The sequence below is a fragment of the Nereida sp. MMG025 genome (assembly GCF_021654165.1).
In the GTDB taxonomy this organism is placed as follows: Bacteria; Pseudomonadota; Alphaproteobacteria; order Rhodobacterales; family Rhodobacteraceae; genus Nereida.
Genome location: NZ_JAKFZN010000017.1, coordinates 1 through 11,249, shown reverse-complemented (window position 1 = coordinate 11,249; position 11,249 = coordinate 1). Strand labels below are relative to the sequence as shown.

The 11,249-nt window shown below is 56.3% G+C and carries 11 protein-coding genes; 9 read left to right on the top strand and 2 right to left on the bottom strand.

All coding sequences use genetic code 11. The features are described from left to right. On the bottom strand, positions 1-1,335 hold a 1,335-nt coding region (hemN, locus tag L1065_RS15390; RefSeq protein ID WP_237096397.1), incomplete at its 3' end, for an oxygen-independent coproporphyrinogen III oxidase. 63 nt (positions 1,336-1,398) lie between these two features. On the opposite strand from hemN, the gene fnrL reads away from it, so the two are divergent. Next, positions 1,399-2,142: a transcriptional regulator FnrL gene (fnrL, locus tag L1065_RS15385; RefSeq protein ID WP_237096396.1), complete on the top strand. Its 744-nt coding sequence runs from the start codon at positions 1,399-1,401 to the stop codon at positions 2,140-2,142. Between the two features lie 18 nt (positions 2,143-2,160). Here the strand turns inward: fnrL and L1065_RS15380 are convergent, their stop codons facing one another. After that, a complete protein-coding gene (locus L1065_RS15380; RefSeq protein WP_237096395.1) occupies positions 2,161-3,000 on the bottom strand; it encodes a universal stress protein in 840 nt (279 codons plus the stop codon). 206 nt (positions 3,001-3,206) lie between these two features. Between L1065_RS15380 and ccoN the strand changes: the two genes are divergently transcribed. From ccoN to ccoS, 8 genes are all read left to right on the top strand, one after another. Next, complete coding sequence (ccoN, locus tag L1065_RS15375; protein WP_237096394.1) at positions 3,207-4,811, top strand: cytochrome-c oxidase, cbb3-type subunit I; 1,605 nt, start codon at positions 3,207-3,209, stop codon at positions 4,809-4,811. A gap of 14 nt (positions 4,812-4,825) precedes the next feature. Then, complete coding sequence (gene ccoO, locus L1065_RS15370; protein WP_237096393.1) at positions 4,826-5,551, top strand: cytochrome-c oxidase, cbb3-type subunit II; 726 nt, start codon at positions 4,826-4,828, stop codon at positions 5,549-5,551. Between the two features lie 10 nt (positions 5,552-5,561). Beyond that, positions 5,562-5,756, top strand: a complete 195-nt coding sequence (locus L1065_RS15365) for a cbb3-type cytochrome c oxidase subunit 3 (RefSeq protein WP_237096391.1) — start codon at positions 5,562-5,564, stop codon at positions 5,754-5,756. After that, positions 5,756-6,622 (top strand): cytochrome-c oxidase, cbb3-type subunit III, encoded by an 867-nt coding sequence (gene ccoP / locus L1065_RS15360; protein WP_237096390.1) that lies wholly within the window; start codon positions 5,756-5,758, stop codon positions 6,620-6,622. The genes L1065_RS15365 and ccoP overlap by 1 nt, the downstream gene beginning before the upstream one ends. Before the next feature lie 371 nt (positions 6,623-6,993). Then, entirely contained in the window at positions 6,994-8,424 is a 1,431-nt protein-coding gene (gene ccoG / locus L1065_RS15355) for a cytochrome c oxidase accessory protein CcoG (RefSeq protein WP_237096389.1), read from the top strand. 10 nt (positions 8,425-8,434) lie between these two features. Continuing rightward, a complete protein-coding gene (locus L1065_RS15350) occupies positions 8,435-8,896 on the top strand; it encodes a FixH family protein (RefSeq protein ID WP_237096398.1) in 462 nt (153 codons plus the stop codon). Beyond that, positions 8,893-11,061 carry a heavy metal translocating P-type ATPase gene (locus tag L1065_RS15345; RefSeq protein ID WP_237096388.1) on the top strand — a complete coding sequence of 723 codons (2,169 nt, stop codon included), beginning with the start codon at positions 8,893-8,895 and terminating at the stop codon, positions 11,059-11,061. Before L1065_RS15350 ends, L1065_RS15345 begins: the two co-directional genes overlap by 4 nt. Next, positions 11,058-11,216, top strand: a complete 159-nt coding sequence (gene ccoS / locus L1065_RS15340; protein WP_237096387.1) for a cbb3-type cytochrome oxidase assembly protein CcoS — start codon at positions 11,058-11,060, stop codon at positions 11,214-11,216. The genes L1065_RS15345 and ccoS overlap by 4 nt, the downstream gene beginning before the upstream one ends. The last annotated feature ends 33 nt before the right edge of the window (positions 11,217-11,249 follow it).

Below are 11,249 nucleotides of genomic sequence, written 5' to 3'. Positions count from 1 at the left end.
CGCTGCAGCCATATCGTAGGCATCAAAGGCGCTGGCGATCAGGCGTGTGAGCGGGCGGGTGCGTTCCGGAATTGCCAAGCGCGCGGCATTAAAATCAAGTGTGTCGCCAAAGCGATCCAGAGCAGGGGTGCAAATTGACTTGAAGCCTGCAGCCGTCAGACCGAAATCGCGCGCCAACTCGTCAGCATTGACTTCAAAATCACACATCAATGCTTCGATAATGCGTGCGCGCAGCAGATCGTCTGTGGAAAAGACGTGGCCGCGGTGCGTAGCGAAAATGCCGTCCCTTACGCTGGACGTATACTTTGAGGTCGCGCTGACGTGTTGGGCAAACCCCTGACGGAATTTCGAGATGGCCGATGCACCAAGCCCGATCAATGTGGGTGATGGGTCATCGGTATAGCCCTGAAAGTTACGTTTCAGTTTACCCGCGGCTTGGGCCACGCTCAGCCCATCTGTCGGGGTTGCGAAGTGATCAATGCCGATTGTTTTATAGCCGTCCCAATCGAAAAGCTGTTGGGCCGTTTCAAACAGTCCTAGCCGTTCTTGTGGTGTGGGCAGCGCGTCAGACGGGATCATTCCCTGACGCCGCGCCATCCAGGGCACATGCGCATATCCATAAAGGGCGACGCGATCAGGCGCGAGGCTCAGCAGCATCTGAACACTGTCTGCAATTTTTTCATTCGTCTGGTGTGGCAAGCCATAAAGAATATCGGCGTTCAGAGAGCGGATGCCCGCGGCGCGCAGCATATCTGCTGCCTCTTTTGTCACATCATAGCTTTGTTCGCGCCCAATACATTCCTGAATTTGCGGGTCAAAGTCCTGCACGCCGATCGACGCGCGGTTCATGCCAGCTTCGGCCAGAACGGCGATGCGTTCGGCATCAATCTCGTTGGGGTCAATTTCGACTGAGAATTCCGCATCGTCCGCCAGCGGCGCGACAGCGAAAATAGCCTGGGCCAGATCCCGCATCATACCGGCACTCAAAAGTGTGGGGGTGCCGCCACCCCAATGCAGTCGTGACAGCTTGATGCCCGATGGCAGGGTCGCGGCCAGCAGGCGCAATTCTTCCTTCAGGGTTTCGACATAGGCGGCTACGGGGCCGAGGGTTTGGGTGCCTTGGGTGCGACATGCGCAAAACCAACAAAGACGGCGACAAAACGGGACGTGGATGTAAAGCGAAATGCGGTCGCCTTCGGGCAGGGCCGATATCCATGTTTTGAACAGTGAAGCGTCGACACCCCCCGCAAAATGCGGAGCGGTCGGATAGCTGGTATAGCGGGGCACACGCGCGTCAAAGAGTCCGAGCCGTGAGAGTTGCGTCATAGTTGTCATGGGCGTAGATTTAGATCAGGGAAAGAGCGCGCGCTTTGACACAGATCAACAGAAAGTCTCCACATGACGATGCACGACGCTTCGATTATTTCGCAGGACTGTAGCGACTGTCCTATTCGCCACCGTGCCGTGTGTGCGAAATGTGAAAGCGATGAACTCACCCAGTTGGAAGAGGTGAAGTATTACCGCAGCTTCCAAGCAGGGCAGACCATTGTGTTCCAAGGGGACCGCATGGATTTTGTTGCCTCGGTTGTCTCAGGCATCGCAACGCTTACCCAAACGATGGAAGACGGACGCACGCAGATGGTGGGGCTTTTGCTGCCGTCTGATTTTGTGGGCCGTCCCGGGCGCAACGAAGCCGCATACGACGTGGTTGCCACGACTGACATTGTGATGTGTTGCTTTCGCAAACGCCCGTTTGAGCAGTTGATGGCCAAGACCCCCCATGTCGGTCAGCGCCTGCTTGAGATGACGTTGGATGAATTGGACGCTGCACGCGAGTGGATGTTGCTTTTGGGGCGCAAAACCGCGCGCGAAAAGATCGCGTCGCTTCTGACAATTATCGCGCGTCGTGATGCATCGCTGAACCTGAGTGGGGATGCGAACAGTCTGACATTCAATTTGCCGCTGACACGCGATGCGATGGCCGACTACCTTGGTCTGACGCTTGAAACGGTCAGCCGCCAGGTGTCTGCGCTGAAAAAAGATGGCGTCATCGAACTTAAGGACAAACGCACCATCCATGTGCCGGATATGCAGATCCTGCTGTCTGAAGCCGGGGATGATGCGGATGGCGGCATTTTCTAAACAGCCCCATCCTGCGCGTTAGTGCATCATGAACATCGGAACAGATGACTGTTCCAGCAGTCGCCGCGTTGCGCCGCCCAACAGGGCTTCGCGAAAGCGGGTGTGACCATAGGCACCAGACACGATCATATCCGCCCCGAAGTCCTCTGCGTGGCGCATCAGAACATCGCCGACCCGCGGCATGGTTTTTGCCAGCACAGAAATTTCCACATGCACGCCGTGACGCGCAAGAAATTGCGAGATTGCCCCACCTGGGTCAGACCGATCCGCCCCGTGTTTTGGCGGATCAATGATCGTAAGCGAGACCAGATCCGCTTCGCGCATCAAGGGAAGTGCGGCTTTGATCGCCGCAAGGCTTTGGGCGCTATCGTTCCATCCGGCCACAATCTTTTGTGGTTTGGCGCGTGCAGTCGCCTTGGGCGGCACGACGATCACGGGCGTGCTGGAGTGAAAAAGCGCGCTTTCCAAAAGCGTCTCTGTTTCCGGCCCTGCCTTGTCTGCGTAGGGTTGGGGCACGACGATTACGTCAGAAAAGCGACCATGCGTGCCCACCAGTTGATGTGCCCCTGACAGCAGTGCCACGGCAGGTTCTACGTTATAGCGCAAACCACTGGCCTGAACCCGTTCTTCGGCCCATTTTGCAACCTCATTGGCCGTTTGTGTGACGCGGCCGATGCTGGCTTCTTTTACCAAAGCGTCCATGCCGCCGTAAGCATAGCCAACCTGCACAGGATCGATTCCCAACGCCATCACATCCAGATGGGCATCCAGCCCTTTGGCCAGCCCGATTGCGTGCTCCAAACAAGCTGCATTTGCGTTTTGGTCGGTCAAAACGGTCAAAATAGTGTTTATTGTCATGGGACTACTGCCTTTTCATTCGTCGCGCGGTCATCACGCTTATACCAATCATTCCGCAGCGCAGCGTTGATGCGGATCAGACTATTTATTGAATATGTTTGACCCAGATCAAGGACCATCGCGCGCCAATCCCACAAAAGAAATGCACCAAGAAGCCCCGAGTCCGTCTGTCGACGGCTAAAGGGTATATGAAAAGGGAAGCAACCATGTGGGATTATATCAAGCTCGTCATTTTTGGGCTGACTGCGGTTCTCGCCGTAATCTGCGCCAATTATGCCCGTGATCTTGCCTATCAGGTGCATGCGATCATCATCTTCGCCGTCGCTGGCGGGATGTTTGTCTACACTCTGCGTCAAGTGGATGAACCGAAACCAGTGGCCGCAACGGGCTATATGGATGACGTCATTCGTGCAGGTGTGATCGCAACGGCATTCTGGGGCGTCGTCGGATTTTTGGCAGGGACGTATATCGCGTTTCAGCTGGCGTTTCCGGCACTTAACTTTGAATGGGCGCAAGGCTACGCCAACTTCGGACGTCTGCGGCCACTGCACACAAGTGCGGTGATTTTTGCATTTGGGGGGAACGCACTGATCTGTACGTCCTTCTATATTGTGCAGCGGACATCAGCAGCACGCCTTTGGGGCGGTAACCTGCCGTGGTTCGTGTTCTGGGGATACAACCTGTTCATCGTTTTGGCAGCAACGGGCTATCTGCTTGGTGCAACCCAATCCAAAGAATACGCAGAGCCCGAATGGTATGTTGACCTTTGGTTGACCGTTGTCTGGGTTGCTTATCTGGCGGTGTTCCTTGGCACGATCATGACCCGCAAGGAAAAGCACATCTACGTGGCGAACTGGTTCTTCCTGTCGTTCATCGTAACAGTTGCGATGCTTCACTTGCTGAACAATCTGGCTTTGCCTGTGTCGGTCTTCGGCTCGCGCTCGGTCCATGTGTTTGCAGGTGTGCAAGACGCCATGATCCAGTGGTGGTATGGCCACAACGCTGTGGGCTTCTTCCTGACGGCGGGCTTTCTGGGGATGATGTACTACTTCATTCCCAAGCAGGCCGAGAAACCTGTCTATTCCTATAAACTGTCGATCATCCACTTCTGGGCGCTGATCTTCCTTTATATCTGGGCTGGTCCGCACCACTTGCACTACACCGCGCTTCCTGACTGGGCGGCAACGCTCGGGATGGTGTTCTCGGTCATCCTGTGGATGCCGTCGTGGGGTGGTATGATCAACGGTCTGATGACCCTATCTGGCGCTTGGGACAAGCTGCGCACCGATCCGGTCATCCGGATGATGGTTGTGTCACTTGGCTTTTACGGCATGTCCACATTCGAGGGTCCGATGATGTCGATCCGCGCTGTGAACTCGCTGTCGCACTATACTGACTGGACAATCGGTCACGTGCACTCTGGTGCGCTTGGTTGGAATGGTATGATCACCTTTGGTGCGCTCTACTTCCTGACACCACGTCTGTGGGGCCGTTCGAACCTGTATAGCCTGAGCCTGGTCAACTGGCACTTCTGGTTGGCGACAATCGGTATCGTTCTCTACGCATCCTCGATGTGGGTGACTGGTATCATGGAAGGCCTGATGTGGCGCGAAGTCGATGCAAACGGGTTCCTTGTGAACAGCTTTGCCGACACCGTTTCCGCCAAGTTCCCGATGTATGTGGTTCGTGGTCTGGGTGGGGTTCTGTTCCTCTCGGGTGCGCTGATCATGTGCTATAACCTCTGGATGACTGCGACACGCGGCCCTGTAGCTGACACAGCTGCAGACGCACCTGCAGTCCCGGCTGAATAAGAAAGGCTGGAACAATGGGTATTCTAGACAAACACAAAATCTTAGAGACCAACGCCACGCTGTTGCTGATCTTCAGCTTCCTTGTGGTCACCATCGGCGGGTTGGTGCAAATCACCCCTCTCTTCTATCTCGAAAACACAATCGAGAAAGTCGAAGGGATGCGCCCCTATTCGCCGCTGGAGCTGACAGGGCGTGAAATCTATATCCGCGAAGGGTGCTACGTCTGTCACAGCCAGATGATCCGCCCGATGCGCGATGAGGTGGAACGCTACGGTCACTATTCATTGGCGGCAGAGTCGATGTATGACCACCCGTTCCAATGGGGCTCCAAGCGGACAGGGCCTGACCTTGCCCGCGTCGGTGGCCGCTACTCGGACGACTGGCACATTGCGCACCTGCGCGACCCGCAGTCGGTGGTGCCCGAAAGCATCATGCCGAAATATGGCTTCCTTGAAGATAAGCTGATCGAACCACGGTATATCGAAGATCTGCTGCAGGCTCAAAGAATGGTCGGCGTGCCTTACACCGACGGGATGATCGAAAACGCTCAGGCAGACTTCACGGCGCAAGCCGATGCCGACAGCGACTTTGATGATCTGCTGGAACGCTATCCAGGGGCGCAAGTGCGCAACTTTGATGGCCAACCCGGTATCTCGGAGGCCGATGCGTTGATCGCTTATTTGCAAATGCTCGGGACTTTGGTCGACTTCTCGACCTTCACCCCCGACGCAAGCCGCTAAGGAGGACGCTATGGAACTTTATACGATCCTCCGCGCGTTTGCAGACAGCTGGATGCTTTTGTTCTTGTTCTGCTTCTTTCTGGGCGTGGTCTTTTGGGCCTTCCGCCCGGGGAGCCGCCGCGAACATGACGAATGCGCCAATCTGATCTTTCGCAATGATGACGCGCCTGACGGTTCAGGCGACGATATGAAAGGGGCTTTGTAATGAGCACCAAAAAACAACAGCAAAAGAAGCCCGAAGACTATGGCACCACTGGCCATAGTTGGGACGGCATCGAAGAGCTGAACACACCTCTGCCACGTTGGTGGTTGTGGACCTTCTATGCCTGTATCGTTTGGGGCATCGGTTACACCATCATGTATCCCGCATGGCCGCTGATCACGGGTGCGACACCCGGTTTGTCAGGGTTTTCCACCCGTGCAAATGTGGCGGCTGATATCGCAGCTGTTGATCAGGCCAACGGTCCGATCAACGAGCGATTGGTTGGTGCCGAACTGACGCAGATCAGTGCCGATCCGGAACTGCTGACCTACGCTACCAACGGCGGCAAAGCTGTCTTTGCGACCTATTGTTCGCAGTGCCACGGCTCGGGTGCCGCAGGAAACGTCGGGTTCCCCAACTTGCTGGACGATGACTGGCTGTGGGGCGGTGATGTGGAAAATATCCACGCCACGATCACCCACGGCATTCGCAACGACGACCTTGATAGCCGCTATTCCGAGATGCCCGCCTTTGGCGAAATTCTGGAACAAGAGGAAATCGCCAGCCTGGTCAGCTACGTGATGTCACTGTCGGGCGAGCCTGCAAATCCAGCGCTTGTTCCAGCAGGGGCAGAATTGTTCCTGGACAATTGTTCTGCCTGTCACGGCGAAAATGCACTGGGTGATTATGATCAAGGCGCGCCAAACCTGGCCGATGCGATCTGGCTCTATGGCGGGGACGAAGCCGCCTTGACCGAAACCATCACATATTCGCGCTACGGGGTTATGCCACCGTGGAACGAAATTCTGACCGAAGCGGAAATCCGCGCCGTGTCGGTCTATGTGCACCAACTGGGTGGCGGCGAGTAAAGCTTACTTACCGTCGGGGCAGCACGCGCCCGCCTGTGGTTTCACGGGCGGGCGTTATCTTTTTTGGGTCATGCTTTTGTAATTTGACGCAGATCAAAGAAGCCGTGGATCACATCAGGCAAAACCAATTTCAGAACAGAGACTGGTTCAGGTCGCGGACCCCAAGCCAAGACCAGAACCTTCCCGTATTCGACGCCATGTCGGATACATGCATCGGTCCTCTTGATCTGTTCGCGCGTTTCCTAAGAGGGCCGATGCTCATCATCCGCGGCAAAAGGTCTAAAGGACATATTCAACTTTTGATCTGGGTCAAAGCGATGACTACCTCCAAACTGTAAATCTGTACGAGCGAACAGAAAAGGGCCCGACTCATGTCAGCCACTCCAGAACCACAAGAACCAGAAAGTCTTTATGCCGCGCGGGAACCCATTTTCCCCAAACGCGTGTCGGGCAATTTCCGGAATTTCAAATGGATCATCATGATCGTCACCTTGGGGATTTACTATGTAACCCCTTGGATTCGGTGGGACCGTGGGCCAAACTTGCCTGATCAGGCCGTTTTGATTGACCTTGGCGGTCGTCGTTTCTTTTTCTTCATGATCGAAATCTGGCCGCATGAATTTTACTTCATTGCAGGGCTGCTGATCATGGCGGGTCTTGGCCTGTTTCTGTTCACCTCGGCGCTTGGGCGTGTGTGGTGCGGCTATGCTTGCCCGCAAACGGTCTGGACCGATCTTTTCATTCTGGTGGAACGCTGGATTGAAGGCGACCGCAACGCGCGGCTGCGCCTGCACCGTCAAAAGAAATGGGATTTCCGCAAAGTCCGCCTGACGGCTATCAAATGGACCTCGTGGTTGTTGATCGCTGTGGCGACAGGCGGAGCGTGGGTGTTCTATTTCGCCGATGCGCCAACCTTGCTGGTCGATCTGTTTACCTTAAACGCACAACCTGTCGCTTATATCACCGTCTTGATCCTGACTCTGACAACCTTCATTTTTGGCGGATTCGCGCGCGAACAAATCTGTATCTACGCCTGTCCGTGGCCCCGAATTCAGGGCGCGATGATGGATGAAAGCACCTTGACCATCGGCTACCGCGATTGGCGCGGCGAGCCGCGTGGATCAGCCCGTGACGCGGACGCAGGCGACTGCGTGGATTGCATGGCCTGTGTGAATGTCTGCCCCATGGGGATCGACATCCGCGATGGTCAGCAGATGGAATGCATCACCTGTGGCCTGTGTATCGACGCCTGCGACGACATCATGGACAAGCTCGGCCGTGATCGCGGGTTGGTGGGCTATCTTGCCATTTCGGACGAAGCCTATGAGGTTGCTGGCAACACGCCCCGCTCGATCTGGAGACACCATATTTTCCGCCCTCGGACCATTCTTTACACTGTCTTGTGGGGTGGCGTTGGTGTGGCTCTGACTGTCGCGCTCTTCTTGCGTCAGGAGATCGAGATGAACGTCTCACCGATCCGCAACCCGACCTTTGTGACGCTGTCTGATGGATCGATCCGCAACATCTACGACGTCCGCTTGCTCAATAAAAACGGTGATGACCGTGAATATCATCTCTCGCTTGTTGCCGATGATGTGCTGCGCATTTCGCTGGAAGGCACGAATGAACTCAGCGTGACTGTACCAGCCGACAGCACAAAACTTCAGCGGGTGTATGTGACAGCGCGCCCGGGAACAGAAGCCGCAGGTCGCGACCGCACCGAATTCCGCCTATGGGTCGAAGACCTGCAAAGCACAGACCGTGCCTATAAAGATACCGTCTTTAACGGAAAGGAAAACTAGGATGAGCGATATGACCGATACGGCCAAACCCTTCACAGGCCGCAAATTCCTTTTCATCATGATCGCCGCCTTTGGTGTGATCATTACGGTGAACCTGACATTGGCTTTCAATGCAGTGCGCACTTTCCCGGGGGTTGAAACAAAGAACTCCTATGTCGCCAGCCAGTCCTTTGATGCCCGCCGCACCGCGCAAAGCGCACTGGGGTGGAGCATTCATGCCGATGCGCAGGACGGAATGGTGCATCTGGCAATCACCGATAAAGCGGGCAAGCCCGTGCGCGTGGCAAAACTGGATGCGACCTTGGGTCGTGCCACTCATGTGAAAGATGATCAGGCACCGGAATTTGTTTTCCGAAATGGCGTCTATGAAGCGCCTGCAACCCTTGGCGCGGGCAACTGGAACATCCGCATGAAGGCGATTGCCGCCGATGGCACACCTTTTGAACAGCGGGTCATCCTGCACGTCAAATGACCGCACCCCTGCGCCCATCCCCTGCGGTTTGCCCTGCCTGCGTCGCCACACCTGCCCCCCGCGCAGGCGAAGGAAACGCGCAAGCCAAGCTGATGCTTTCTGTGCCGGGCGTGCATTGTGGCGCTTGCATCACCAAAGTCGAACGCGCCTTGGAACAGGTCGAAGGGGTCCGCGAGGCGCGGGTCAACCTGACCCTGAAACGCGCGATGGTCGATGCCGAAGACTATGTCTCGCAAGCCGCTTTGATCAAACAGCTCGAAAGCGTCGGCTATGAGGCGTTTGAACTAGACAGTGCCGAACTGACAGGCGCCCAATCAGATGCCGAAGGCCGCGCATTGCTGATGCGACTGGCCGTGGCAGGGTTTGCCGCCATGAACGTCATGCTGTTGTCGGTTGCGGTCTGGTCGGGTGCCACCGACGCCACCCGCGATATGTTCCACTGGATTTCAGCCGTCATTACACTGCCAGCGATCGTGTTTTGCGGGCAGCCCTTTTACAAACACGCATGGCAGGCGCTGCGCCACGGTCAGTTGAACATGGATGTCCCGATTGTCTTGGCGATTGTTCTGGCGGCAGGCACATCCGTCTATGAAACCGCGCACTCAGGCGCACATGCGTATTTCGATGCGGCCCTTGCGCTGATCTTCTTTTTGCTTGCGGGTCGCTATCTCGATCACCGCACCCGCGCGATGGCGAAATCGGCGGCGCAGGAATTGACCGCGCTTGAGGTGCCCCGTGCCGTCAAGGTCGTGGGCGACGTTGAAACGGTGGTCCCCACATCTGAACTGCAGATCGGGGATTTCATCCGCGTTCGGGCCGGTGCGCGTATCCCGATTGATGGTGTGATCCACGATGGGACGTCCGAACTTGATAGCGCGCTTCTGACGGGCGAGACCAAACCGATTTTTGCCACCCAAGGTCAACAGGTCAGCGCAGGCCAGATCAATTTGACAGGGCCGCTGATCATCCGCGCCACCGCCGTGGGCCGCGATACCACGCTGCACCAACTGGCCGATCTTGTGGCCGTGGCCGAAAGCGGGCGGTCGCGCTACACATCTTTGGCCGATAAAGCGGCAAAGCTTTATGCGCCAGGCGTCCATATTCTGTCCGCACTCAGCTTTATGGGCTGGTTTATCTATTCAGGCGATTTGCGCGTCTCACTTAATATTGCGGCTGCGGTGCTGATCATCACTTGCCCATGTGCGCTTGGGTTGGCCGTGCCAGCTGTGACGACAGCCGCCTCTGCGCGACTGTTCAAATCGGGGATGCTTATCAAATCAAGCACAGCGATGGAGCGATTGTCCCAAGTGGATACGGTCGTCTTTGATAAGACAGGCACGCTGACCACGGGCGCCCCGCGCCTGATGAACGCGCCACAGATCGCGCCTGATGCGATGGCCGTGGCCAAAGCGCTGTCTGCGGCGTCGATGCACCCTCTGGCCCGTACAATTTACGCCCAAGATGTGGCCCCTGCCACTGTCAGAGATATTCGCGAGGTCGCAGGCTACGGCGTTCAGGGCACATATCTGGGCCAGACCGTGCGCATGGGTCGTGCTGAATGGGTTGGTGCGCCACCCAGTGATCTGACGGCGACCCACCTTGTTATCGGGGACGGTGCCCCCGTTAGTTTCAAATTTACCGATGATCTGCGCCAAGGCGCGCGTGAGGCGATCGACGGTCTGCGCGATTTGGGCAAAGATGTCCTTCTGATGTCAGGTGACACCATTGGCGCGGTTGAGGCATTGGCCAAAGAGCTTGGCATTACACACTACGTGGCCCAAGCGTTGCCTGCGGATAAAATGGCGCGCATTCAGGATCTGCAATCCAAAGGCCATTCGGTGCTGATGGTCGGTGACGGGTTGAATGACACAGCAGCTTTGCGCGCCGCTGATGTCTCAATCTCACCGGCGTCCGCGCTGGATGCGGCACGCACGGCGTCTGATGTGGTGCTTTTGGGGGGTGATCTGTCGCCGCTTGTCCAAGCCGTGGCCACCGCACGTGAGGCGACGCTGCGCATCAAACAGAATTTCCGCGTCGCAACGTGGTATAATGTGCTGGCCGTACCTTTGGCTGTGGCGGGCCTTGCCACACCGCTGATTGCCGCATTGGCGATGTCGACATCATCAATTACCGTATCGCTAAACGCATTGAGGCTGACCCGATGAATGTCCTTGTCTATCTGATCCCTGCTTCGCTGATTTTGGGTGGCCTTGGCCTGTTGGGGTTTTTGTTCACCATGCGCAGCAACCAATATGACGATCCCGATGGCAATGCCGAGCGGATTTTGTCGGGCGAATACGACGACGCACCCAAAGAGTAGCCTGAGTTTTTCGGCTGATTTTGGTGGTGCGCC